Here is a 25,741-nt window from a genome sequence, read left to right as displayed (position 1 = left end):
CGGAGAGCCCCTGCAACGCCCAGGACTTCGTCGCCGCCAACGGCGACCCGGAGCTGAACACCGTCGTCGACGTGGACGGGAACAGGATCTTCCCCCACCCCGAGGGCGCCCTGCCCGACCGCTACGACCACCTGGACGACCGCACCGCCGACTACCCCCGACTGGCCCGTGAGCTGAGGGGCAAGACGCTCGGCCAGATCCCGTTCGTGGCCGATGGGCTCAGAGGGCTGGAGCGTACACGCCGCCTGGACCTGGAGGAGCGGGCGTGGAGAAGCCGGTGGCCCTGCCGCACCGGTCAGGTGCGGCAGGGCCACCGGGGGTGTGTCAGCTGCTGGTCGTCAGCAGACGGTTGGCCAGCGCGTCGGCGAGGCGGTAGGCCTCGTCGGCCGAGAGGGTGCGGCAGATGGCGTCCGCCAGTTCCTCGACGTCGTGCCAGTCGACCTTGCCGAGGTCGGCGTCGGGGGTGGCCGTCGGCGGCTGCTCGTCCGTCGGGGTGACGGCCCGCTGTTCCGGCATCGGGAGCGGCTCGGAATTTTCCGCGGAAAATTCGTCGGCGCTCGGTGCCGGTGCCGGTTCGGCCTTGGGCTGCGGGCTGCGGGGCGCGGGCTCCGGCCGGGGTGCGGCGGGGGCCGGCGTCGCCGCGTCGGCGGCCGGGCGGGTGGTGGCGGACGCGGTGGGCCGCGGAGCCTGCACGGCGGCGGCAGCGGCAGCGGGAGCGGCAGCCGGAGCCGGAGCCGGAGCGGGCGTGGCGGCGGGGGCCGGAGCGGGGGCCTTGGCCGCCGCCTTGGCCTCCTGCTTCGCCGCGCGCCGGGCCACGACGGCGTCGGCGTCGGCCTGGAGCAGCTGCTCCAGCTCCGCCGCCTGCCCGTCCAGGGACATCGCCTCGATGCCCTTTACCGACCCCAGCCGGCGGGCGACGTTGATGGAGATGCCCTCCTCGCCGCGCGCCTTGGCCCGCACCTGGCGCTGCAGCTCGGGGTGGAGCTTCAGCAGGTTCTTGCGGTGCGAGATCCAGCTCTGCGACCAGCCCTCGGCCTCGGCGGCCTCCTTGGCGGTGGGGTACTGCGACACGATGAGCAGGACCGCGTTGGCCTCCTCGATCGGGTCGAAGTCCTTGCGCGCCATGTTCTCGTCGAGCGCGGCCCGCAGCAGGGTCGCCTTGGACTCCGCCACCGAGTCGTCGACGACGACCAGCAGCTGCTCGCGCCCGTAGAGCGCGGCGGCGGCCCGGCGCCGGTTGCCGTTGATGACGACCACGTCGTCCGGGCCCGCGCCCAGGAGCTGCCGGTCCTCCGGCCACAGCCGGAGGTAGGCGGCCGGGGTGACGGCGAGGCAGCTCTGCAGCTGGCGGTCCTTGATGCTCGCCAGGTCGGAGAGGTCGCCCAGCTCGTCACGCGGGTTGCGCGGGTTGGGCAGGCAGCTGGCGGTGGGGATCCAACGCGCCGGGGCGTCGTTGGTGGTCTCCACGCCCGGGGCGTCGACGACCGCGTCGGCGGCCATCGACGCGAAGGAGACGCGACGGCCTGCCATCAGCGACCCCCGTAACCGAGTTCGAGGGACAGTCGGAAGAAGTCCTCGCGGGCCCGGTAGGCGGTGCCGCTCTCCTTGTACTGGGTGACGACCGTTCCCTCGGCCACCGCCCGGGAGTGGATCTTGTACCGGCGCAGCACGGTCTTGGCACGCGGCCAGCCCCGGGCGGCGATGTACGCCTCGGTGTCCTCCAGGTCGGCACGACCGTCGCGCGGGTCCCAGTTGTTGACGACCACCCGGTAGGGGATGTCCATCGGCTCGATGACCTTCTGGATGGTCCGGGCCGTGGGGTCGAAGCACAGCGGCTCGGTGATCATCGGGACGAGGACGTCGTCCGCGATCTCCAGCGCCCGCCGCAGGATCTCCTCATCGGCCAGGGTGCCCGGCGTGTCGATGAAGATGTGCTCGTACTCGTCCTTCGAACCGAGGACGTCGAACGTGCACGCCGCCAGGTTGACCGTGGTGGTGGTCTTGCCGACGCCGCCCTTCTGGTTGGCGATCACGTGGATCTTCGCGCCGGTCTTCTTGAGGTTGACCAGCTGCTCGGCGTGGTCGTGCGCCGCCATGAAATCGAAGGGCAGGTTGTCGCCCACCCGCTCGGCCCAGACGACCGCGGACCCCTGGGGGTCGGTGGACACGACAAGCACAGATGGCTTCATGATGTTCCGTTCTCTCCGTGGGCTTCCCGGGGAGGTGTTCGCCCGGTACTGCGGACGTCCGCCGCTCGAAACCGTGGGCGGCGGACTGGAACAGCATTCCAGATGATCGACTCGGAGTCCGACACGACCCGCGTGTGTCGGCGTGCAATGACGGACTCATGGGCTGACTTTCCCGAAAGCCGCGGGATGACATCGGGATGACATTCGGTCCGGGGAGGGGGGAGAGGAAGCGTGGCAGCGGCGGCTGTTGATTGACGTCGGACGTAATGGGGCGCGCGAAGGCGGCTGTTGTCGACGGTCCGGCAAATCCGGGTGAGCCGGTCATGGATATCCGGCGTGTCGCCCGCCCGCCGCCCGTTCGCTGTTCATCGAGCGTGGTCAAGAAGTTGTCAAGGCGTTATACGGCCCACGCCCGCCTACGGCAGGAGACCGAGGACGCGTTCGGCCGCGGCCTCGTCACCGAACCTCCGGTACACCGCCGCTGCGGCCTCGCACACCGACCGGCGTTCGGCGTCCGGGCCTCCGGCCGACCGCAGGCACCTCGCCAGTTGTTCGAGCGCCGCACCCTCCTCGTGGGTCATGTTCAACGCACGGAACAGGTCGACCGCCCGCCTGCCGGCTTCGACGGCGTCGGCGGGTTCCCCGACGGCCAGCAGACCGGCGGCGAGATTGATGTGAGCGGTGGCCGTCGAGTGCCGGTCGTCGAGGTCCCGGTACATGTCCACGGCCGTACGGAATGCCGCCACTGCCTCGGTGGCCCGCCCCGATCCGTTGAGAACGATGCCGAGGTTGCCCCAGGTGTCCGCCTCGCCGGCGCGGTCCCCCGACTCCTGGAAGCCGGTCAGGGCGAGGCGGGTGCTCTCCAAGGCCTCCTCGTGGCGGCCCAGCCGGTACAGGCACAGGCCCACGGTGAGGTCGCACGAGGCCACTCCCGGACGGTCGCCGAGCGCGAGGAAGGTCGTCCGGAGCGAGCGATGGGTGGCGGCGGTCTCCTCGAACCGCTCGGCGTCCTCCAGCCGGCCGACCCGGGACGGAAGCGTGGTGAGGTTGTGCCGGGCGACGGCGGCTCCGTGCCGGATCCCCAGCTCCTGGTAGCGGGCGATGGAGGTGCGGTAGGCGTCGGCAGCCCCGGCAGGGTCCAGCTTGCTCAGCGCGTTGCCGAGGTCGTTCCACGCCCGGGCCTCGCCGATGCGGTCGCCGCAGGAGAGCGCCGCGTCGAGGGCCACGCCCATGACCGTCGTCAGTTCTTCTGTTCGGTTACGGAGCGTCAGGTATCTCTTCAGATGGGCCGGGAGTTCGACGCCCACCCGACTGCGGCGGGCGGAGCGGGCAGACTGGACCGCGGCGATGAGATTGGCGTGTTCGGCGTCGAGCCAGGACAGCGCCCGCCTGCGGTCGCGGAAGCGGGTCGGGTCGCCCGGCGCCTCGGGGCTCAGCTGGACGTTCGCGTCCTGCGCCCCGGCGGTGTAGTGGTCCAGCAAGCGGTCGAGCGCCGCCTCCCGCTGCTCGGCGGTGAGGCCGGACTGCTCGGCGGCGTAGGCGCGCACCAGGTCGTGCATCCGCCACCGTCCGGTCTCCGGATCCGCCCGCACCAGGCTGGCCCGGGCAAGCGTGGCCAGCCCCCGCCGGACCCGAGGGGGAGCGGTCCGCTCGGCCAGCACCGTCGCGGCCTCGGCCGAGAGGTCCGGGCCGGGGTTCACCGACAGGAGCAGGAACAGCTCCCGGTGCGCGGGCGCGAGCCGCCGGTACGAGCTGTCCAGGACGCTCCGTACGGCGCGTTGGCCGTCCTCCAGCACGTCCAGGCGCTCGCGGAGGTCGGTCAGTTCGTCGGCGAGCTGGGCCGGCTGCAGGCTCCGGTCCGCGACGAACTGGGCGGCGGCGATCCGCAGGGCGAGCGGCAGGTACCCGCACAGCGCGGCGACCCGCCCGGTGCCGGCCGGATCGTCGGTGATCCTGCGGTCCTGCGGCAGCTCGACGGCGAGCGCCGCTTCCAGCAGGGCCACGGCCGGTCCGTCCGGGAGTACGTCGAGGTCCACGACGCGAGCGTCGATCGGGAGGTGGTCGCGGGAGGTCACCAGCAGCCGGTGCGGGCCGTCGGCGGGCGGGTGCAGCGGACGGACCTGGCGGGCGTCCGCGGCGTTGTCGGCGATGACCAGCAGCCGTTCGCCGCGCCGGGCCCGGTCGGCGAGCCGCGCCCGGTAGAGGGCGGCGCGGGCCTGCTCGTCCGCGGGGATCCGGTCGGGGCTGACCCCGAGGTCGCGCAGGAGGGCGTCGAGGACTTCGGCGGCCGACACCGCGGTGTCGTCGTAGCCGGCGAGGTCGAGGAAGAGGACCCCGTCGGCCAGACCGCTCGCCAGCGCCTTGCGCGCGGCGGTCAGCGCCAGCGTGGTCTTGCCGACTCCGCCCATGCCGAGCACGAGCACGGCGGCCGTGGCCGTGGCCGTGTCGGTGGTCGTGGACGTGGTCGTGGTCGGATCGTCGGTGTCGGGCTGCTCAGCACGGGGCGTCAGGGCGTCGAGCAGGTCACGCAGCTCCCGGTCCCGGCCGACGAAGCCGGGGGCGGGCGCCGGTGGTGGGGCCAGCGGGGGAGGGGCCGACGCCGCGTCGCCGCCGGAGGAGTCGCCGCCGAAGGAGACGTACATCGTGCCGGCTTGCAGGGCGGGGCCGTGGAGCGTCGAGCCCTCGATCCGGTTGCTGACGCCTCTGGAGGCCGCGCCGAGCTCGTCGTGTTCCCCTGCCACCCGTCCCGCCCCGATCAGCCCCGGTCAGTCCCGGTCAGTCCCGCCCCCGTGCTGCCCGACGCCAACCGCGGTGCCGGACCAGGCCGTTCAGCCTAGCCCCGGGGTCGGGGTCCCGGGGGCCGATTCGGTTGCCTCGGCCGCTTCGGCGTCGGCGATGCGGCCGCGCAGCATCGCGTCCATGACCGCCATGTACCGCTGGGTGCGGGGGCCGCCGAGGAGGAAGGGGTTCGCGGTGCCGGGCGGTTGGTGGCGCAGTTGCTCGGCTCGTTCGAGGCTGTGGTCGTTGGGGTGGTTGGAGAGTTCGACCTCCACGTTCGTCCGGCGCATGACGGCCCGGAAGGACTGGACGGAGGCGAGGAAGGTGCGCAGTTCCGGCACCGTCGAGGGCGGGTTGAGGCCGCCCCACAGCATCGCGCTGTGGTGTCGGTGGCCGGCCCGGACCGGGATGATCGGGGAGACGGTGCCGGGGGTGTGTCCCGGGGTGTGGTGCAGCTCGATCGTGGTGCCGCCGAGGGTGAGGTGGGCGCCGTCCGCGATGTCGAGGTCGCGGACGGGGGCGTGGGCGGGGCGGGTGCGGGCGAGGAGGTCCCAGTCGGCCGCGGACAGGTGCACGCGGGCGCCGTAGCGCTCGGCGAGGGTCTGCGCCCCGCCGAAGTGGTCCGGGTGGCCGTGGGTCACGACGACGTGCCGGATCGCCGCCGGGTCGGCGCCGACCGCCCGCAGTCCGGGGACGATGACGTCCTCGGCGTCGGCGGGTGAGGTGAGCGCGTCGATCAGCACGATGCCGTCGTCGGTGAGCACCGCCATCGCCGAGACCCAGCCCGCGCTGAGCAGCACGAGGTTGTCGAACAGCTTGACGGGGGCGGGCGCGGGCAGTGGGGGAAGGGTGGAGCCCGGGGTCAGCGCCGTCACCAGGGCCCGCAGGACGGGGTCGTCCCCGGCGAGGCGGCGGGCCCGGTCGTAGTGGGTGCGGGAGGCGGCGGGTGTCGCCGGCGAGGGGGCGGCCGCCGAGGCCGAGCCCGGCAGGGCGGCCGGCGCGGCACCGGCGGCGAGGCCGAGGACGGCGAGCTGGGCGAGGCGGCGCCGGGTGAAGTCGGCGTCCGTGGCGGCCCGGCGGGTGGGGCGGATCATGGCGGTCGAAGCTCCTCGGGGCGGTCGGGAAGGTGCGGGGGAGGCCGGGGGCACTCGGTACGGGTCAGCCGAGGGCGCTGACGACGGTCTTCGTGGCCTGGGCGATCAGGGCGTCGTCGGAGGTGGCGCCCGCCTTGCCGCGGTCGGACAGGACGACGATCACGATCGGGCTGCGCCCGCCCGCCGGCCACGCCACGGCGACGTCGTTGCGGGTGCCGTAGGCCGCGTTGCCGGTCTTGTCGCCGATCTTCCAGTCGGCGGGCACTCCCGCGCGGATGTACGGGCCGCCGGTCGTGTTGCCGACCAGCCAGTCCGTCAGCAGGCCGCGCCGGTCCTGCGGGAGGGCGTCGCCGAGGACGTAGCGGCGCAGGTCGGTGGCCATGGTGTGCGGGGTGCTGGTGTCACGGGTGTCGCCCGGGGTCGCCTCGTTGAGGGTGGGCTCGGTGCGGTCGACGTTGGTGGTCGAGTCGCCCAGGTCGCGCAGGGACTGCTGGACGGCCGCCGGTCCGCCGAGCTCGGCCATGACGAGGTTGGCCGCGGTGTTGTCGCTGTACTGGAGGGCGGCGGCGGCCAGGTCGCGCAGCTTCATGCCGGTGGCCACGTGCTGCTTGGTGATCGGCGCCCACTCCAGCACGTCCTCCTGCCGGTAGGGGACGACCTTGTCCAGGTCCGCGTCGGAGGCCTTGCGCAGCAGGTCCCCGACGGCGAGCGACTTGATCGTGGACGCGAACGCGAACCGCTCGTCGGCCCGGTGGGTGATCTCCCGGCCGCTGCCGGTGTCCACCGCGTACACGCCGAGGCGGGCGCCGAACTGCTGCTCCAGTGCGGCGAAGGAGGCGTCCGCCGAAGCGTTCGCCGAAGCGTTCGCCGAGCCGGTCGCGGGTGCGGCCGAGGCCGTCGTGCCGGTGGCCCGCGCCGACGGGGCGCCGTCCGCCGAGCCGCACGCGCCGGCCAATGCGGCCAGGAGCAGGGCCACGGCGGGCAGCGCGGTGCGGGTGCGGAGGCGGTGGAAGTGGCGGGGGCGGTGGAGGTCGGGCGTCATGGTGGTCTCCCAGGTGGTTCGTGCCGTAACGGTCACGGTCACGGCCGTCGTCGTCGCGCTCAGCCAATCAGGCCGTCGGCTCCCCAGTCCAAGACTCGAATCGTGAAGGGAGCGATAATGAAACGCCTATGATGGCTGCCCATGGACCTGCTGGGGCACCTCCGCCACTTCCGCGCCGTCGCCGAGGAACGGCACTTCGGCCGCGCCGCCGAGCGCCTGCGGATCGCCCAGCCCTCGCTCTCCCAGCGGATCCAGCGCCTCGAACGCGAACTCGGCGTGACCCTGTTCGACCGCGGCCCGCGCGGCGTCGACCTCACCCCGGCGGGCCGGCTGCTGCTGGCCGAGGCCGAGGAGACCCTGGACAGCGCCGCCCGCCTGCTCGCCACCGCCGCCGACCTGCGCAGCGGACGGGCCGGCACGCTGCGCGCGGCCGTCCCGCCCGAACTCGGGCCGGCCACCCTCGCCGCGCTGCTCACCGGCTTCGAGGCCGCCTCCCCGGGCACCCGGCTCGAACTGCGGGAGCTGCCCGTCGCGGCCGTGGTGCGCGAACTCGCCCAGCAGACCGTCGACGTCGCCGTCGTCCGCCACCCCTGCCCGGCCGACGGACTGGCCTTCGGCCCCGTCCTGCACCAGCCGCTCGGCGTCCTGCTCGCCGCGCGCAGCCCGTACGCCGACCGCTCGGAGCTCGCGGTGGCCGAACTGACCGGCCTGCGCCTGGTCCTCTTCCCGCGCGCCACCGCCCCGGCGCTGTACGACGAGGTGCTCACCACGCTGACCAGGCACGGCTGCACCCCCGAGGCCGTCGTCGACCCGCCGGGACCGGACGTCGCGGGCGCGCTGGTGCTCACCGGCAGTGCCGTCGCCCTGGTGCCGCGCACCGCACCACCACCGGGTACAGTCTGGCGTCCGCTCACCGGCACCCCGCTGGCCTGGCGCACCTCCACGGCCTGGCCGTCCGGTCGGGGCGGGCCCGCCGTCCGGCTGTTCGCCCAGGCCGCCCACGAGGCGCTGACCGGCCCCGGCGGCCTGCTGCCCCAGCCGCCCCACCGCCCGCTCTACCCCCGGCCCGCAATGGAGTTCCCGCTTTGACCAGCGACCGCCCACCGCACAGCCGGCCCGCTCCCCGCCGACCCGCGCCCGACCGCGCCGCGCGCACCCGGATCGCCGCCGCCTTCGCCGACGCGGGCGTCACCGGACGGCTGCACGCGCGGGACCTGGACTCCGGCGCCGAGCTCGGCCTCGACGCCGACACCGCCGTCAGCACCGCCAGCGTCCACAAGCTCTGCCTGCTGGTGACGCTGTTCCGGGAGGCCGCCGCCGGACGGATCGACCTGACCCGGCAGGTCGACGTCCCCGCCGCCGGCCGCACCCCCGGCGGGGCCGGCCTGGCCGCCATGCTCGACGCCGCCCGGCTCTCCCTGCGCGACCTCGCCTACCTCACCGCGGCCGTCAGCGACAACACCGCCGCCGACGTCCTGTGGGACGAGCTCGGCCTCGACACCGTCAACCGCACCATGGCCGACCTCGGCCTGAGCCGCACCGTCGCCGTCCACACGCTCCGCGACCTCATCGCCGCCCTCGCCGAGGACACCGGCCCGGACTCCCCGGTCGACCCCGCCGTCGTCGCCCGGCTCCGGGTCCTGGACCCCGCCTTCACCAACCACAGCACCCCCCGCGACATGACCACCCTGCTGGCCGCCCTCTGGCACGGCGACGCCTGCCCCGGCGAGTACGGCGCCGCGCTGCGCCGCCTGCTCGGCCTCCAGGTCTGGCCGCACCGGCTGGCCTCCGGCTTCCCCTTCGACGACGTCCGCGTCCACGGCAAGACCGGCACCCTGCCCACGCTGCGGCACGAGGTCGGCGTCGTCGAGTACCCCGACGGCGGCCGCTACGCCCTGGCCGTCTTCACCCGTGCCGCCGCCACCACCATCACCCTGCCCGCCGCCGACGCCGCCATCGGCACCGCCGGCCGCCTCGCCGTCGACGCCCTCCGGGCCCGGGCGGCGACGGGCGGGACGGGTGCGACGGGTGCGACGGGCTGATCGCGGCTGCCGGGCCCGGCGCCGTGCCGTCGGCCGCGATCCCGGCCGTACGGTTCCGGCCATTTCCGGCGCGGGCGCCGGACGGTTCGGCGGCTCCGCCCGGAGGTGTCCGGGAATCCGCTTGTCGACATGCCCCTGACAGAACGAGGTGGCGGTGACGGCCGGACCGCGCGGCGGGCGGCCCGGCGGGCGGCCCGGGCGGGTCGGTGATTCCGGCCAAGCCGTACGGCACCTGTTCCCCGGGGCCCACCGGTCGTGGACGATTCGGTCGTCGCCCGGGCCTTTCGGCCGGGACGGGGAGACGGCGGAACCGCGCCCTGCCATGTCGCGGGTGCGGTGGACGTCGACGGCGTTGGAGGGGCCTTGGCCAGAGGTGTCGGGGGAGCGCGGTCGGGAGCGCGGTCGAGCGCGCGTGCGTGGTGGCGGTGGGTCGTGTTCGCGGTGGCGACGGTGCTGTTGGCCTCGCTGGTCCAGGCGGCGGGCCTGCCCCCGGAACAGGCGGCCGCGGCCACGGCGGCCCGGACGGTGCCGCGGGACCTGCCGATCCTGTCGGTCCCGTCAGCCCCGTCGGTCCCGTCGGTGTCGTCGGTCCGGTCCGTGGCCGAGCCGCCGCCGCAGGCCGAACTTCCGCAGCCGAAGGCCGACTTCGCGCCGCTGGCGGCCGACGGGCAGCCCCGGCCCGGCGCGCACGGATCCGCGAACGCCGCCGCGCGCGCCGCGGCCCCGGCGGCGCCGCAGACCGCCCTGGTCTCCCCGGTCGACGGTGCCGTGGTGGGGACGGAGACGCCGGCGCTGCAGGTGGCCGCGGCCGGTGACGGCGTCCTGTACTGCTTCAAGATCTCCACCGGGTTCGACGGCCGTTCGGGCAGCGTGGTGGACTCCGGGTGCCTCGACCAGCCGCAGTGGACCGTCCCCAAGCACGTGCTGCACGACGGCGGCCGGTACACCTGGACGGCGGCCACCGCGATGTCCGGCGACCCGGCCGCGACGCCGCCGCAGTGGGTCGGGCACTTCACCGTCAACCAGCGGGTCGGCGACCCGGGGCCCGCCCCGACCGACCACCTGGGCCCGGTGACGGTCAACCTGTTCAACGGCAACGCGCACGTCGAGGCCCCCGGGCCGGCGTTCCAGACCGTCGGCGGACCGGCGGGGGTGAACCTCGCCTACAACTCCCGGGAGGGCGCCCCGCACGGCGTCCGCGCCTCCTACTTCAACGACTCCCGGCACGCCGGCACCCCGGATGCGACCCCGGTGATGGTGCGCGGCGAGTCCCAGGTCAACCTGGACTGGGGCATCCCGTTCACCGGCAACCCGGACAACCTGCCGTGGCGTGACAACCCGATGCCGCCCGCCCTGGACAAGAACTGGTTCGTGGTGCGCTGGGAGGGCCAGTTCAAGGCCCCGGTCACCGGGGACTTCCGGTTCGCCGGCGCGCACACCGACGGCGCCCGGATCTGGCTGGGCGACACCCTGGTCTACGACAACCCCGGCCCCGCCGAGCCCGGCGACGACTTCCTGCTGCCCGGCCCGCACCGCGCCCAGGAGGTCGCGCTGAAGGCCGGGCAGCTGATGCCGATCCGCGTCGAGCTGTACCACCACTCCGACCAGCGCCCGCGCATGGTGCTGTGGGCCAAGAGCAGCATCGGCGCCGACGGCCAGCGCAGCCACAACCTGGACCCGAGGATCGTGCCGACGGAATGGCTGATGTCCGCGGACTCGCAGGCCCTGCCGGCGGGTTGGACGCTGTCGGCGCAGTCCAGCGGCTACAGCCGGGCCGAGATGCTGGACGGCTCGGTGGTGCTCACCGACGGATCCGGTGCCAAGCACACCTGGGCCAAGGCCTCCACCGGCGGCTACACGCCGCCGGTGGGCGAGGACGGGGTGCTCGCCTTCGACACCTCCGGCCGGATCACCCTCACCGAGGGCGACACCGTGTCGCTGTTCAACCCCGACGGCACGCTGGCGGCGGTGGAGTCCGTCCTGGACGGCAAGAAGCCGGCCGCCCTGCAGTACGTCTACAGCGGGACGCCGCCGCGGCTGACGGAGATCAAGGACCCGGTCTCCGGCCGCTCGCACCGGCTGTTCTACAACACCGACGGCAGCGACGGCTGTTACGGCGGGGTGTCCCGTCCGCCGGGCTCCGACCCGGCCCCGCCGCAGATGCTCTGCCGGATCCGCTACTGGGACGGCAGCGAGACCCGGCTCTGGTACCAACTGGGCACCCTGGCCCGGATCGAGAACCCCGGCGCGGTCATGCAGGACTTCGACTACGTCGGCCGGGCCTCGGCCAGGCAGCGCTACGACCAGGCGGGGGACAACGAGGAGGAGAAGCAGAAGGCCCTGGACAGCATCGGGCCGCTGGCCACCCTCCGCGGCAGCCTCGCCTACGACTGGGTGGCCCGCCAGGCCCCGTCCACGGAGAACGGGTGCACCAACACCGGTGACATCGCCGCCGCCTGCACGGTGATCGGCTACGACTCGGTGACCGAACAACCCCAGGAACCGCCCGCCCTGCGCGCCGTGCAGGTGCTGGCACCGGCCCCGGACGGCCGCACGAGCGCGCTGCGGGCCGAGCACTTCTACCAGTACTACCTGGAGCGCAAACAGGCCACCGTGGCCCTGGCCGGGGTGTACGACTCCACCCGCTCCCGCACCGTCACCTACGACGACGCCGGCCGCACCCTGGTCACCACCGACTTCACCGGGGCGAGCATCGCCGCGGAGTGGAACACCAAGGACCAGGCCACCGCAGCCGTCGACAGCGCCGGCCGACGCTCCACCACGGTCTACGACCACGCCGACCGCCCGGTCGACAAGTACGGTCCCGCACCGGCGTCCTGCTTCACCGGCCAGACCCCGACGGCCGCCTGCGCGGCGACGATGCCGCACACCCGCACCAGCTACGACGAGGGCCTGACCGGGCTGTCGGCCGCCTACTACGACAACCCGGAACTCGCGGGCGTCCCGGCGGTGTTCGCCACCGGGGTCGGCGCCGCCGACGGGGCGCTGTCGCGGTCGTGGGGAACGAGCCCGCCGGTGGCGAACACCGGTGGCTGGTCGGGCCGGTTCACCGGCGAGGTCCAGTTCCCGGCCGTCGGTGACTACGGCCTCGGGTTCACCGCCGTCGACGGCGTCCGCCTCTGGGTCGACGACGTGCTGACCGTCGACAGCTGGGGCGACAAACCCGCCACCGCCGTCACCGGCAGGTACACCAACGCCACGGCCGGCAGCTGGCACCGGGTCCGCGTCGACTACTACAACCGCTCCGGCACGACCGGTGCGTTGGCCTTCACCTGGACCCCGCCGGGTACCGGCACCGGCACCGGCAGCGGCACCGGCGGCCCGGCCCCGGTGCCCGGGGCCAACCTCGCGCCCCGCTACGGCTGGGCGACGGGCACCACCACCGACGACACCTCCGGCGGCGGCACGGAACGGGCGCCGTCCAAGCATGGTGCGAGCAGCTACTCGGACCCGGCGGCGGGGATCGACCCGGTGTACGGGCTCACCGTGTCCACCACGGCTGACCCCGGCGGGCTCAACCTCACCGCCCGCTCCAGCTACGAACGGCCGGGCACCGGATACCTGCGCAAGCTGGCGGGGGCGCGGCCGGCCGGCGACATCACCGACCCCGGCCGGCGCGACAGCGTCACCTACTACGGCGACGCCGAGACCCGCGCCAACCCGTGCGACCCGAACGCCCCGGCCGCCGACCAGGCCGGCATGACCAGGACGGCCACCGGAGCCAAACCGGGCAGCGGACCGGCGCTCACCAGCGAGACGGTCTACGACGAGGCCGGCCGACCGGTCGCCCAGCGCGTCAACGACGAACCGTGGAGCTGTACCGCCTACGACGCCCGCGGACAGGTGACCAAGAAGGTCTTCCCGGCCTTCGGGGACAAGCCGGCGCGCACGGTCGGCTACGACTACGCGGTCGGCGGTGACCCGCTCACCTCGAAGGCCACCGACGCCAACGGGTCGGTCACCACCGTGATCGACCTGCTCGGCCAGGAGGTGGGCTACACCGACGCCAACGGCGTGACGTCGCGTTCCACCTACGACCAGGTCGGCCGGCTGACCACCGACACCACCACGGTCAACGGCGTGACCAGCACCGTGTCCTACGCCTGGAACGACGCCAACCAGCTGACCCAGGTCAAGGTCGACGGCGCCGTCGTCGCCACCCCCGCCTACACCACCGCGGCCGAACTGGCCTCCGTCGCCTACGGCAACGGCTCCCGCCTCGACTCGTTGACCCGCAACGACTCCGGCAAGCCCACGGCGCTGGCGTGGAAGACCGTGGCGTCCACCGTGGTCGACACCGTCACCCGCTCCCGGGACAACCGCATCACCGACGACGCGGTGACCGAGAACGGCAGGACCACCGCGAGCTACTCCTACACCTACGACCCGGTGGGCCGGCTCGTCGCCGCGACCGTCCCGCACCACCAACTCACCTACCGCTTCGACCCGGCCGGCGGCTGCGGGCCGGCCGGCAGCACCGGACTCGACACCAACCGCACCGCGTCCACCGACAGCCGCGACGGCGCCGCCGCGGTCACCACCACCTACTGCTACGACGGCGCCGACCGGCTCACCGCGACCAACGGCGGCCTCGCGCTGGCGTTCGGCTACGACGCCCGCGGTGACGCCGTGAAGGTCGGCGACGACACCCTGGGCTACGACTCCACCAAACGCCACGTCTCCACCACCACCGCGAGCGGCACCACCATCGCCTACACCCGGGACCCGGCCGACCGGTTGACCGGTCGAACCGTCACCGGATCCGCCGACCCGTCGAAGAACGGGACCACCCGCTACTCCTACACCTCCAAGCACGACGACGCCGACCTGGTCCTGGACGAGCACGGCGGCCTGCTGCAGCGGATCGTGGCGCTGCCCGGCGGGGTGCTGCTGACCAAGAACTACGACAGGGCCGCCACCACCAACTGGTCCTACCCCGACCTCCACGGCGACGTGCTGTTCACCGCCGACGGCACCGCCGCCCGCACCGGCGCCCTGCACCTGTACGACCCGTTCGGGCAGAACATCGATCCCGCGACCGGCGCGTTCACCGACGTCCCGATCCCGGCCACCGCGGCCGGCGGCATGGACTTCGGGTGGCTGGGCCAGCACGAGCGGCCGGTGGAGCACCTGGCCGGCCAACAGGCCGTCGAGATGGGCGCCCGCGTCTACCTGCCGGTGCTGGGCCGGTTCCTGCAGACGGACCCGGTGGCGGGCGGATCGGCCAACGACTACGACTACGTCAACGCCGACCCGGTCAACGGACTGGACCTGGCCGGGACGTTCTCCTGGAAGTCGGTGGTCCACGTGGCGACCACCGCGGCCGAGGTGGTGGCCTTCGTACCCGGCCCGATCGGGACGGTGTCCTCCGGGCTGGCCGCGGCCGGCCAACTCGCCCAGGGCAACAAGGCCGCCGCGGCCATGGACGCGCTCGGCATGATCCCCGGCGGCAAACTCGCCACCACCGTGGCCAAGAACGCCGCCAAGGAGGCCTCGACGCTGGGCAGGGCCGCCGAGGCCGTCGAGAAGTGCAACTCGTTCTCCCCGGACACCCTGGTGGAGATGGCCGACGGCAGCACGAAACCGATCAGCGAGGTCCACGAGGGCGACGAGGTCGCGGCCACCGACCCGGCCACCGACACCACCGCCGGCGAGCCCGTCGCGGGAGTCATCGTCGGCCACGGCGTCAAGCATCTGGTCGACATCGCGGTCGGAGGCCCGGAACGGGCGACGATCACCGCCACCGCCGGCCACCCCTTCTGGGTCCAGGGCCGTGGCTGGGTGGAGGCCGGGAGCCTCAGGGCCGGCGACCTCGTCCGTGACCCGTCGCGCGCCGAGGCCGTACCGGTCACCACGGTCCACGACCGCGGCGAGGTCGCCGACCAGACCGTCTACAACCTCAGCGTCAGCCGCGTCCACACCTACCACGTCCGGGTCGGCGCCCACTTCCTGCTCGTCCACAACGTCGCCTGCCCCATACACGGCCCCAGCCCCTTCACGGAGTGCGTGGCCTGCCGGATCAACGGCATGGGGGAACGCAAGGCGGTCGACACCGTGGCGGAGCACGACGTGGGGTCCAAGTCCAGCAGGGACCAGGCCGAGGCACAGGTGGAGGCGTTCAAGACCGTCGTCCACCCGGACGTCGATTCGAGCGGCGTCAACGCGGCGATCGTCGGCGGCGCGGCAGCCCTCCGACTGGGGATGGCGATGAGGAGGTTCAGGAGGTAGCGGAACGCCGTCCGAACCCTCGGCCGCCCGAACCCTCGGCCGCCCGTCGTGAGACCGGAACACCCATCAGGAAGGGACCACCCGCATGACCAGCACCGGAGCCGGGAAGAGAAGATCGTTGTGGCGGGTGGCGACCGTCGTCGCCGCGCTGCTGGGCGCGGCCCTGGGGGTCGGCGCCGCCCCGGCCACCGCCGCGCCCCCGGCGGAGACGAACCTGACGGCACTGGTCCAGCTGTCGTTCACCAACGTCAGCAACGGCAAGCAACTGGACGTCCTGGACGGCAGTTACGACGACAACGCGGCCATCTCCGTCAGCCCGGCGCCGGGCTCCGCCACGACGTGGCGGATCAACACGGGCATGAGCTTCGGCTCGGGGTTCGCCATCGTCAACAACACCACCGGCAAGTGCATGGACCTGACCACCGCCCGCTACCAGCTGCGGCAGCAGCCCTGTGACGGGCGGGCGTCCGAGCAGTGGTACTTCCAGCCGGTCGCCGGCTCGGCCCAGAAGGCGTTCAGGCTCCGCCAGGTCGGCGACAACACCTGCCTGACCGTCCAGATACCGCCCGGCACCGACAACTGGGCCTACACCTACCGCTGCGACAACACGCCGTACCAGCAGTGGACGCTGCCCGCCGAGGTCTACCAGACGGCGTGGAACGTCGCCGTGGACTACGCGGCCGCCCGGTGCAACAAGGACACGGCGACCTGCGCCTGGTCCACGACCAGCCAGACTCCGCCGTTCACGCTGCCGGAGGCGTGCGTCTCCCCGATCTGGTTCAACGACACCTCGACCACGATCCCGTGGGAGTTCTCGTTGAGCACCACCACGGGGTGGAGCAACACCATCGGCTTCAAGCTGGGCGGGAGCCTGAAGCTCACCGGCGACTTCGGTGTCGCCAAGGTCGAGGCGGAGATCACCGGTGAGATCAACGGCGCGACCACGGTGGACCTCAAGCAGGAGCTGGGCAGCAAGCTGACGGTGAGCGTGCCCCCGCGCCAGTACGGCTGGGTCACGTTGTCCGAGCTGGCCACCAAGGCCACCGGCACCTTCACGTTCGACGCCCAGGGCTTCCCGTGGACCGCCGACGACACCATCACCGTGCCGCTCAAGTACGACACCAACGGCGGCGCCAGCATCTACAGCGCGCGGACCAGGCCCACGTTCACCAACTGCGCCGGAACGTAGAGGTATCGACCCCGTACGCGCGAGCTCCGGAGGACCGGCCGTCAACTCGGCCGGTCCTCCGGCGTGATGGTGATCACGGGACGGACCCGGCCAGGCCTTCGGCCGCGCGGGCGGGGGATGTCAGCCCTCCCCGTTCCACGACTCCCACAGCGCCGCGTACGAGCCTCCGGCGGCCACCAGTTCGTCGTGGGTGCCCAGTTCGACGATGCGGCCCGACTCCATGACGGCGACGCGGTCCGCGTCGTGGGCGGTCTGCAGCCGGTGGGCGATGGAGACGACCGTCCGGTCCGAGCGCACCGCGGCCATGGCCCGTTCGGCCTGCCGCGCCGTGGTCGGGTCCAGCAGGGAGGTCGCCTCGTCGAGGATCAGCGTGTGGGGGTTGGCCAGGTGGACCCGGGCGAGGGTGAGTTGCTGGGCCTGGGCGGCGTCGAGTTCGACGCCGCCGGCGCCGAGGGCGGCGTCCAGCCGGTCCGGGAGGTCGAGCGCCCAGTCGGCCTCGACCAGGGCGAGGGCGGCGAGGACCTCGTCGTCGCCGGCCGCCGGGGCGGCCATGGTCAGGTTGTCCCGCAGGGTGCCCACGAACACGTGGTGCTGCTGGGTGATGAGGACGATCCGGTCGCGCAGGTCGCCCGATGCCGCCAGGTCGGCGACCGGCACGCCGCCGACCCGGATGAATCCCGCGTCCGGCGCGTCGACGCCGGCCAGCAGCTTGCCGAGGGTGGACTTCCCGGCGCCGGACGGGCCGACGATCGCCAGCCGTTCGCCCGGCCGGACGACCAGGTCGATGTCCTTGAGCACGTCGTGCGAGCCCGGATAGGCGTACCGGACGCCGCCGACCTCGATCCGGTCGTCGGACGGCCGGCGGTCGAGCACCGGCGGTTCCTCGGAGACCAGGCCGACGCCCTTGATCCGGGCGAACGAGGCCCCGCTGCGCTGGAGTTGCTCCACCCAGTTGAGGGCGCGGTCGAGCGGGTCGACCAGCTGCCACATGTACAGGCTGCCGGCCACCACGGTGCCCAGGCCCACCGCGCCGTCGAGGTAGCCGAGGCCGCCGACCAGCAGGATGAGCGCCATGGGCAGCGAGTGGGCGAACTCGGTGACCGGGAACAGCACGGTGCGCAGGAACAGGGTGCGCACGCCGGCCCGGTAGGCGGAGTCGATCGCCCGGTCGACGACGCGGTCCTGGTGGGCGCCGAGCCCGAACGCCTCGACGGTGCGGGCGCCGTGGGCGGTCGCGTTGAGCGCCTCGGTGACCCCGCCGGCGGCGGCGCCCTCGGCGAGGTAGGCCTCCCGGGCCCGGCTCAGGTACCAGCGGCTCACCGCCCAGACGATCGGCAGGCTGACCAGGGCGCACAGCCCGATCAGCGGGTCGAGCAGGAACGCGGCGACGAAGATGAACAGCACTTGGACAGCGGCGATGAAGACGTCCGGGGCCGCGTTGCGCAGGGTGGCGGCCACCGTGCCCACGTCGAGGGAGGACCGGGTCACCAGGTCCCCGGTGCCCACCCGCTCCGCGTACCGTCCGGGCAGTGCAAGCGTCCGGTCGACGACCTCCTCCCGCAGCCGGGCGAGGGCGCGCTCCCCGAACCGGTGCGAGAAGTAGCGGGCGTAGCGGGTCAGCAGCAGTTGGGCGAGGGCGAAGCCGAGCACCGTCGCCGCCAGCCCGTCGACCTGACCGACCGTCAGTTCGCCGTTCTCGACCCGGGTGACGATTCGGCCGAGGAGCCACGGCCCGGCGACCCCGGCCAGTGCGGCGAGGCAGGTGAGCAGGAGGACCCCGAACATCGCCCGGCCGTCGTCGGCGAGCAGGCGCCAACTGGCCCTGCGGACGGTCGCGTTGTCGGCGATCGGGAGTCGGCGGACGTCGTCGTGGCTCATCGGGCCGGTCCTTCCTGGGGCTCCGTGGTGGTGTCGGGACGGGTCTCGGCGTCACCGCGGAAGACCAGGGCCGCGTAGGCGGGTTCGGCGGCGAGCAGTTCGCCGTGGGTTCCCACGGCGCGGACCTTGCCGTCCACGAGGTGGCAGACCTGGTCGGCCCGGCCGAGGACCAGCGGGGAGGTGCTGACCACCAGGGTGGTCCGGTCGGCGCGGAACGCGCCGATCCGGGAGGCGACGGCGGCCTCGGTGAGCGCGTCGAGGGCCGAGGTGGGTTCGACGAGCAGCAGCACCTCGGGGTCGGCGAGCAGGGCCCGGGCCAGCCGCAGCCGCTGGAGCTGCCCGCCGGAGACGTTGCGGCCGCGGTCCTCCAGCGGCGCGTCCAGGCCGCCGGGCAGCAGGTCGACGATGTCCTCGGCCGCCGCGGCGTGCAGCGAGCGCTCGATCTGCGCGGTCGTGCACCCGCCCCGGACGTCCACCACGGAGGCCAGGGTGCCGCCGAACACGTAGGACTCGTTGTCGGAGACCAGGACGTGCCGGCGCAGCGCGGTCGGCTCCCAGTCGGACACGCCCGTGCCGCCCCAGGTGGCGTAGGAGTCGGTGTAGCCGGCCAGCCGGTCCACCACGGCGCGGGCCTCGTCGGGCCGCGCGCAGACCAGGGCGGTGACCAGCTTGGGCCGCAGCACCAGGCCCGACTCCGGGTCGTGGAGTTCCGCCGCTCCGGCGGGCGGTTCGGTGCGGGTGCGCTCGCGGGACGACTCGGGCCGCAGCGCCAGGATGTCGATGACCCGGCGGGCGGAGACGAGTCCGCGCGGGAGGTCGTCGGCGCCCTCGATGAAGAACGTGACGGGGACCAGCAGGGCCGCCACGTATCCGTAGACGGCGACGAGTTCGCCGACCGTGATGTCGCCGGTCGCCGCCATCCGGGCGCTCAGCCAGATCACCACGGCGAGGAAGACGACGGGCAGGCAGGCGCCCAACGCCTGCACCCAGCTGGTCAGCGAGGCCACCCGGTAGCCGAGCGGCACCAGGTCCCGGGAGCGCTGCCGGTAGCGCGCGGCGAACATCGGCTTGCCGCCGATGCCGTTCAGCACCGGGAGCCCGGCCACCATGTCGCCGGCGAGGGCGGTCAGCGCGCCCTGCTCCTCGCGGTACCGGCCCTCGGCGCCGTGCAGCTTCTCCAGCAGCGGGCCGACGGTGAAGGCCAGCAGCGGGACCCCCAGCAGGATCACCGCGGCCAGGAGCACGGAGATCCGCACCAGCAGGACGGCCGTGGCGAGGTACGCGATGGTGGCACCGACACCGGGCCCGGTGATGGTCAGGGTCTGGGCGATCCGGCCGATGTCACCGGCCTGCAGGTGGGTCAGCTCGCCGGCCGACACCTGGCGCGGCAGCGTCGTGCCCAGCCGGTTGACGTGGCGGGTGATGACCTGGACGGTCCGGTAGGCGGCGTCGACCCGGATGAAGGTCATCGTGCGGTGCCGCAGGATGCCGAGGACGGCGATGACCGCCCCGACCGCGAGGACCACCGCCACCCAGCCGACCAGGGACCCGGTGTCGCGCCCGCGCAGCCCGTCGTCGATGGTCCGCGACATCAGGTAGGGCGGCAGCATCAGGGCGCACATCCACAGGGTTCCCCAGGTCGCGCCGAGCAGCACCCGTTTGCGCTGCATCGACACGAGCCACCAGAGGAACCGCAGCGGGCTGCGGTGGTCGGGCGTTCCCGGGTCGGTGTACGGGATCCGGCGCGTACCCGTGGGCAGGTCTGGTCCGTCGGTCATCTCGCTTGTCCTTGGGTAGGTGTGCTGGGGCCCGACGCGGCGGTGCTCCGCGTGGACCGGGCGCCCGGACCGCAGGGACGTGCCGTCGGGCGGGGCACCGCGTGCCCGTCCGCCGCGGGGCGGCGACGCGCCACGGGGGAGCACTCCCGGCCGGAGGGCCCGCGACGTCCGGGACGCGGACGCAAACGCGGACGCGGACGCAAACGCGGACGCGGACCCGGACGCGCTGCGCGCCGGGGCGGCTTCGGAAAGCCGGCCGGCTCCGGCGGAGACGAGAACGCTCCGCACGACCGGTCGTGCGGAGCGAGGTTGTGGCGTGTGCACTACACCAAGATCGGACTCATCCTCTTCGAGCCCCGCGGGCTTGTCAACACCGGGCCGGACCGGTTGCGGGACGGGGAGTCGGGCCCGGAGCCGGCCCTGTTGGACCGTCAGATCGTCGGCAGGGTCTTGCCCAGGGCACTGCCGCGGTCCCTGCGTCGGTCCTGCCTCGGCCCCTGCCGCGGCCCCTGCCGGGCCGTCGTCGGCCGGAGGCCCGCACCTGTTCGATCCGCGTACGCTCCGCCGAGGGCGGGGTAGGCCGAACCGGTGCGCCCCGGGTATAGACATCGCCAAACCGGGGTGCCTCCCGGCGGGTCTCTCATGGACGCGTCCGAGAGTGCCCACCATGGCCATCAATCTCCTCACCGCGCCCGGGCGGAGCCCGTCCACCCGGCCGCGGCGCCGCCGGGCCCCGTGGACGTCACCCGACGGACAGCCGGGCTACGCACGGCCCGCGCTGCTCGCGATCGCGACCCTCGCCGCCGTGCTGTACACGTGGAACATCGACCACAGCCAGTACCACGCCTTCTACGCCGACGCCGTGCGCAGCATGACGGAGAGCTGGAAGGCCTTCGTCTTCGGGTCGTTCGACCCGGCGGGCACGATCACGCTGGACAAGCTGCCCGGATTCCTGTGGCCGCAGGCGCTGTCGGCGCGCGTCTTCGGCTTCCACCCGTGGGCGCTGACCCTGCCGCAGGTGGTCGAGGGCGTGCTGTCCGTCCTGGTGATGTACCGGGTGGTGCGGCGGTGGGCCGGGGCCGACGCGGGGCTGCTCGCGGCCGCGGCCCTCACCCTGACGCCGGTGGCCGCGGGCCTGTTCCGCACCGCGGTCGAGGACGCCGCCTTCACGCTGCTGCTCCTGCTCGCGGCGGACGCGGCGCAGCGGGCCGCCCACACGGCGCGGCTGCGTCCGCTGCTGCTGGCCGGGGTGTGGGTGGGGCTGGCGTTCCAGACCAAGATGCTGGAGGCGTGGGCGGTGCTGCCCGCGCTCGCGGCGGTGTACCTGCTCGCGGCGCCGGCCCGGCTGCGGCGGCGGGTCGGGCACGTCGCGCTGGCCGGGCTGGTGACGGTGGTGGTGTCGGCCTCGTGGATGCTGGCGGTCACGGTGACCCCGGCGCAGGACCGCCCGTACGTGGACGGCACGACGGACAACTCGGCGTTCAGCATGGTGGTCGGCTACAACTTCCTGAACCGGTTCTCCGCGCTGGGGATGAGCGCGGCGCAGACGGGCAGTGTGCAGGCGGTCCGGGGCGGTGGTGGCGGCGGCGTCGGCGGTGGCGTCGGCGGTGCGTCCGCGCAGCAGAACACGGAGCCCGCCCAGGCCGCGCAGGATTCCCAGGGCCCTGGCGGCGGCGGTGGGAAGGACGGGGGCTGGACGAAGATGTTCGGCGCGCAGTTCGCCCCGCAGACCGGCTGGCTCTACCCGCTCGCCGCCGTCGCGCTGGCCTGCGGGCTGGCCTGGCGGCGGCGCGAGCCGCGCACCGACGTGCTGCGGGCCGGGTACGTCCTGTGGGGCGCCTGGCTGGGCGTGTTCTTCCTGGTCTTCAGCGCGGGCAGCGTCGGCGGCCACAGCTACTACATGGGCGTGATCGCCGCTCCGCTCGCGGCCCTGGGCGGGGCGGGCACGGTCCTGCTGTGGCGGGGCTTCCGCGAGGGTGGCGCCCGGGCGTGGGCGCTTCCGGTCGCGATCGCCGGGACGGTCGCCTGGTCGGCCCACCTGGCCCGGGAGTTCCCGGCCTTCCTGCCGTGGCTGGCACCGACCGTGGTCGGCCTGGGCGCGGTGGCGCTGGCGCTGCTCGCGGCGGTCGCGTTCAAGCGCGTCACCGGGCGGGGGTTCGCGCCGGTCGGGCTGCTGGCCGGGGTCGCGGCGATGCTGGTCGCGCCGGCCGCCTGGGCGTCGTCGGTGCTGACCTCGGCGTACGGCGGCTCGGGCATGGGCACCGTCGGCCCCTCCGGGGGCGGGAGGCACACGTCGTCGACGGGCGCCGCCGCCGCGATGACCGCGCCGGGCACCCGGCACGGCGGCGGGTTCGGCACGGGCGGGTTCGGCGGCGGCTTCGGCGCCTCCTCGGAACACCTGACCGCGCCCGCGCGGGCCCTGTACGACTACCTCCAGGCCCACCGGGACGGCGCCCGCTACCTCTTCGCCGCCTCCAGCTGGAGCGCCGCCTCACCGTTCATCCTGGCGACCGGCGACGAGGTGCTCCCGATGGGCGGCTTCAGCGGCTCGGCCCCCTCACCCACCCTGCCCGAGGTCCAACAGCTCGTCGGCAAGGGCGAGTTGCGCTACGTCCTGCTCGACGCGGACCGCGCCCCCGGCACCGCCGGTGCCGCCGAGGTCCACTCCTGGGTGCGCGCCGCCTGCACCCCGGTCCCCGCCACCGACGTACCCGGCCTGCCGCCGTCGACCGGCCGGCAGCTCTACCACTGCACCCACACGGCCTGACCGCCGCCCCGCCCGGTTGCCGCTGTGGGCGACCACCAGTCGGTGGTCGCCCACAGCTGTTCGCTCAGTCCCTGAGCGCGACATCCAGGTAGGCCTGCACCGGCTCGAAGATCCCGTACGGGACGTACTCGGGGATCTCCGCAAGTGCCACCCACGCCAGTGCGTCCACTTCCCGTGGATCACCGACGGCAGCGGTGCCGCCGACGATCTCGCAGACCGTGTACGACATCCACCGGCCGGTCTCCGGGTGGACGCGCTCGCCGAGGACCTTGATCGCGGCCACGTCCAACCCCGTCTCCTCCGCGGTCTCGCGGACAGCCGCTTCCTCGGGAGATTCGCCGGGCTCGATCTTGCCCGCCGGGAACTGCCACACGAGCCGGCCCTCGCCGACCCGGCGCCGGACCATCAGCACCCGACCCTCTCGGATCACGATCGCGGCAGCGACACCTGGCGGCCCGTCCGAAGCCGGGAGCATCCCTCAGCTGTCCTGCTCAACGGCCTGGGCGACTGCACCGGCGTCGCGAAGAGTGCCGGCAGCTGCCCGAGCCGTGTCTTCGGGTTGGTCTTCGAGAATCGTCGCGGGAAGCTGCCCGATGAGGAGTTTGCCGTGCCACAGACTGAGCCCGGTGAGCCGACGGATCTCCTTGAGCACGTCCATGGTGCGGGCGCCGGGATCGGCCAGCACGACGCTGTACTGCACGCTGTCGCAGACCAGTGCGACATACCCGTCGTCGTCCATGCCCCTCCATCCGCCGACCCGTTGAGAGCCTAGCTCCGCACCGGGTGGGTCCGCCGTCCGGCGGACCCACCCGGTGCCCGGCTGTCCGGGCTCACCGATTTCGGGGACGCCACAGGTGGCGCCGCACGATTACGGTATGAAGATGTACCAGCCGGGGTAGGCGCCGCCGACGTACTCACAGTCCCAGACGCCCAACCTGCCGGCAGCCGCGACGTAGTTGCCACAGCCCGTGCTGGAGGTGTACGGGCCGTACCCGTTGGAAAGGCCGGTGATCGCGTACCAGCCGGGGTAGGCGCCGCCGACCTGCTCACAGTCCCAGGCGCCCCACTTGCCGGCAGCCGCGACGTAGTTGCTGCAGTCCGTGCTGGTGGAGAACGCGCCGATCGGTCCGGGGAAGCTGTCGGACGCGCTGGCGGTCGTAGCGGTGCCGGCCAGCGCGGCCAGAGTCAGTACACCGGTCATGGCGACTGCGGCGAGCATTTTTTTCATGGACAACCTCCTGGCATAGAGGCTCGACGGCGCCGGGACCCGTAGTGCAGCCCGCCTCCGCCGAGGTTCGGCGTCATCGGCAGCAAAAATTACATGGACTCGACAAGATCGTGTGGCGGTAATCAAGAAGAAGGAGGCTGCCTTCCGGACACGCCCCGCATTGCCGGGTGCTGTTCACCGTCTACGGTCCGCGCGTCGCCCCGGGGATGTACGCGTCGGTACACCGCCGGGCCGATGGCCTGGGGGAGAGGTGACATCCGTCGGCCGACGCGATGGGTCACGGTCCGCTCCTAGGTTCAGGGCATGACGAATCCGCCGATGATCGCGGCCGCTTCGGCGTTTCCCCTGCTGCTTCGCCGGGCGGCCACGGTGCTCACCGTGCTCGGGCTGGCGATGATCCCCTGGCTGGTCTTCCTGCACACCGGGCTGCCGGCCACCGATCAGGCCTCGCACTGGGCCTGGACGTGGACGGGTCTGGACAGCGCCGAGGCGCTCGGCCTGTTCTCCACCGGACTGCTCCTCAGGCGCGGCGACTGCCGGGCCTGCCTGACCTCCGCCGCGACCTCGGCCGTGCTGCTGGCCGACGCCTGGTTCGACACCATGACGGCCGCCCCGGGCTCGGACCTCACGTCGGCGGTGCTGATGGCGGTCTTCGCCGAGTTGCCGCTGGCGGTGGCCTGCGCGGTCCTCGCGACCCGGACCTTCCCTCGGCCGGGCCGCTGAGCGGAAGAGGGATTGCACACCAACACAACTGATTGACCATCAGAAATTGCTCAGATGGCCGAATCGGATATTCATGGAGGAATTATGAGGAATTCGCGGGCATTGATCGGCGCGGGCGCTGCCGCCGCCGTCGCCACCTGGTGGTTCACCGACTCCGCGCCGTACCCGTACTCCCAGCGCTGGCTGCTCGACCTGCCGCTGCCGTTCCTGACCCTGAAGCGGCTGGACCACGTGCTGCAGGCCCGGGAGGGCGAGAGGATCCTGGAGATAGGCCCTGGAACCGGCCTGCAGTCGCTGCACGTCGCACCGCAGTTGGGCCCGAACGGCCGGCTGGACATCGTGGACATCCAGCAGGAGATGCTCGACCACGTGGGCCGCCGGGCCAAGGGGCGGGGCGTCGGCAACATCGTGCCGAACCGTGCCGACGCACATCAACTCCCTTTCGCGGACGGCTCGTTCGATGCGGCCTACCTGGTGACGGCGCTGGGCGAGATCCCGGATCCGGCGCGTACGCTGGCCGAGCTGCGCCGGTCGCTGAAGCCGTTCGGGCGGCTGGTGGTCGGCGAGTTCTTCGACCGGCATCAGATCCGGCCGTCGTCGCTGATCAGCCTGGCGGAGGCAGCCGGGCTGCGGGTCGCCCGGCTGTACGGTCCGCCGTTCGCGTACTACGCGGTGCTGCGTCCGATCGCCGCCTGACAGTGAGGATGTTCATGAGCGGTTCCCGGACAGGTCTGACCCACCGCCTGACTGACCTCGGGTCCTCAACGGGATCTGTCGGCCTCGT

17 protein-coding genes are annotated in these 25,741 nt (G+C 73.4%); 7 read left to right on the top strand and 10 right to left on the bottom strand.

Features of this window, described 5'->3' with window-relative positions:
- Positions 1-324: 324 nt before the first annotated feature.
- The 5 genes from ABTZ03_RS09325 to bla all read right to left on the bottom strand — a co-directional run bounded on the left by ABTZ03_RS09325 (position 325) and on the right by bla (position 7,103).
- Entirely contained in the window at positions 325-1,530 is a 1,206-nt protein-coding gene (locus ABTZ03_RS09325; RefSeq protein ID WP_350512279.1) for a ParB/RepB/Spo0J family partition protein, read from the bottom strand.
- Complete coding sequence (locus ABTZ03_RS09320; RefSeq protein WP_350512278.1) at positions 1,530-2,168, bottom strand: ParA family protein; 639 nt, start codon at positions 2,166-2,168, stop codon at positions 1,530-1,532. Before ABTZ03_RS09320 ends, ABTZ03_RS09325 begins: the two co-directional genes overlap by 1 nt.
- 437 nt (positions 2,169-2,605) lie before the next feature.
- Positions 2,606-4,930: an ATP-binding protein gene (locus ABTZ03_RS09315; protein ID WP_350512277.1), complete on the bottom strand. Its 2,325-nt coding sequence runs from the start codon at positions 4,928-4,930 to the stop codon at positions 2,606-2,608.
- Between the two features lie 87 nt (positions 4,931-5,017).
- Positions 5,018-6,061 carry an MBL fold metallo-hydrolase gene (locus tag ABTZ03_RS09310; RefSeq protein WP_350512276.1) on the bottom strand — a complete coding sequence of 348 codons (1,044 nt, stop codon included), beginning with the start codon at positions 6,059-6,061 and terminating at the stop codon, positions 5,018-5,020.
- Positions 6,062-6,125: 64 nt separating this feature from the next.
- Positions 6,126-7,103, bottom strand: a complete 978-nt coding sequence (gene bla / locus ABTZ03_RS09305; RefSeq protein ID WP_350512275.1) for a class A beta-lactamase — start codon at positions 7,101-7,103, stop codon at positions 6,126-6,128.
- Between the two features lie 141 nt (positions 7,104-7,244).
- Here bla and ABTZ03_RS09300 point away from each other — a divergent pair, with 141 nt between their 5' ends.
- From ABTZ03_RS09300 to ABTZ03_RS09285, 4 genes are all read left to right on the top strand, one after another.
- Positions 7,245-8,192, top strand: a complete 948-nt coding sequence (locus ABTZ03_RS09300; RefSeq protein ID WP_350512274.1) for a LysR family transcriptional regulator — start codon at positions 7,245-7,247, stop codon at positions 8,190-8,192.
- 71 nt (positions 8,193-8,263) lie between these two features.
- Positions 8,264-9,145 (top strand): serine hydrolase, encoded by an 882-nt coding sequence (locus ABTZ03_RS09295; RefSeq protein WP_350512467.1) that lies wholly within the window; start codon positions 8,264-8,266, stop codon positions 9,143-9,145.
- A gap of 432 nt (positions 9,146-9,577) precedes the next feature.
- Positions 9,578-15,394: a PA14 domain-containing protein gene (locus ABTZ03_RS09290; protein ID WP_350512273.1), complete on the top strand. Its 5,817-nt coding sequence runs from the start codon at positions 9,578-9,580 to the stop codon at positions 15,392-15,394.
- A gap of 85 nt (positions 15,395-15,479) precedes the next feature.
- Entirely contained in the window at positions 15,480-16,583 is a 1,104-nt protein-coding gene (locus tag ABTZ03_RS09285) for a ricin-type beta-trefoil lectin domain protein (protein WP_350512272.1), read from the top strand.
- Between the two features lie 120 nt (positions 16,584-16,703).
- On the opposite strand, the gene ABTZ03_RS09280 is transcribed toward ABTZ03_RS09285, so the two are convergent.
- Positions 16,704-18,461, bottom strand: a complete 1,758-nt coding sequence (locus ABTZ03_RS09280) for an ABC transporter ATP-binding protein (RefSeq protein ID WP_350512271.1) — start codon at positions 18,459-18,461, stop codon at positions 16,704-16,706.
- Positions 18,458-20,239, bottom strand: coding sequence for an ABC transporter transmembrane domain-containing protein (locus tag ABTZ03_RS09275; RefSeq protein WP_350512270.1), 1,782 nt, complete (start codon positions 20,237-20,239; stop codon positions 18,458-18,460). The genes ABTZ03_RS09280 and ABTZ03_RS09275 overlap by 4 nt, the downstream gene beginning before the upstream one ends.
- A gap of 667 nt (positions 20,240-20,906) precedes the next feature.
- Here ABTZ03_RS09275 and ABTZ03_RS09270 point away from each other — a divergent pair.
- A complete protein-coding gene (locus ABTZ03_RS09270; RefSeq protein WP_350512269.1) occupies positions 20,907-23,006 on the top strand; it encodes an ArnT family glycosyltransferase in 2,100 nt (699 codons plus the stop codon).
- A gap of 64 nt (positions 23,007-23,070) precedes the next feature.
- Here ABTZ03_RS09270 and ABTZ03_RS09265 read toward each other — a convergent pair whose 3' ends face one another.
- The 3 genes from ABTZ03_RS09265 to ABTZ03_RS09255 all read right to left on the bottom strand — a co-directional run bounded on the left by ABTZ03_RS09265 (position 23,071) and on the right by ABTZ03_RS09255 (position 24,234).
- Positions 23,071-23,481, bottom strand: a complete 411-nt coding sequence (locus ABTZ03_RS09265) for an NUDIX hydrolase (RefSeq protein WP_350512268.1) — start codon at positions 23,479-23,481, stop codon at positions 23,071-23,073.
- Between the two features lie 3 nt (positions 23,482-23,484).
- Entirely contained in the window at positions 23,485-23,745 is a 261-nt protein-coding gene (locus ABTZ03_RS09260; protein ID WP_350512267.1) for a ribosomal protein L7/L12, read from the bottom strand.
- Positions 23,746-23,874: 129 nt separating this feature from the next.
- Positions 23,875-24,234 carry a hypothetical protein gene (locus ABTZ03_RS09255; RefSeq protein WP_350512266.1) on the bottom strand — a complete coding sequence of 120 codons (360 nt, stop codon included), beginning with the start codon at positions 24,232-24,234 and terminating at the stop codon, positions 23,875-23,877.
- A 303-nt stretch (positions 24,235-24,537) separates the two neighbouring features.
- Between ABTZ03_RS09255 and ABTZ03_RS09250 the strand changes: the two genes are divergently transcribed.
- Entirely contained in the window at positions 24,538-24,957 is a 420-nt protein-coding gene (locus ABTZ03_RS09250) for a hypothetical protein (protein ID WP_350512265.1), read from the top strand.
- An 84-nt stretch (positions 24,958-25,041) separates the two neighbouring features.
- Positions 25,042-25,653: a class I SAM-dependent methyltransferase gene (locus ABTZ03_RS09245; RefSeq protein ID WP_350512264.1), complete on the top strand. Its 612-nt coding sequence runs from the start codon at positions 25,042-25,044 to the stop codon at positions 25,651-25,653.
- The last annotated feature ends 88 nt before the right edge of the window (positions 25,654-25,741 follow it).

The sequence above is a fragment of the Kitasatospora sp. NPDC096077 genome, from assembly GCF_040303245.1.
GTDB lineage: Bacteria > Actinomycetota > Actinomycetes > Streptomycetales > Streptomycetaceae > Kitasatospora.
The sequence above is the reverse complement of the archived record's forward strand: the minus strand, read 5'-3'. Positions and strand labels throughout refer to the sequence as shown.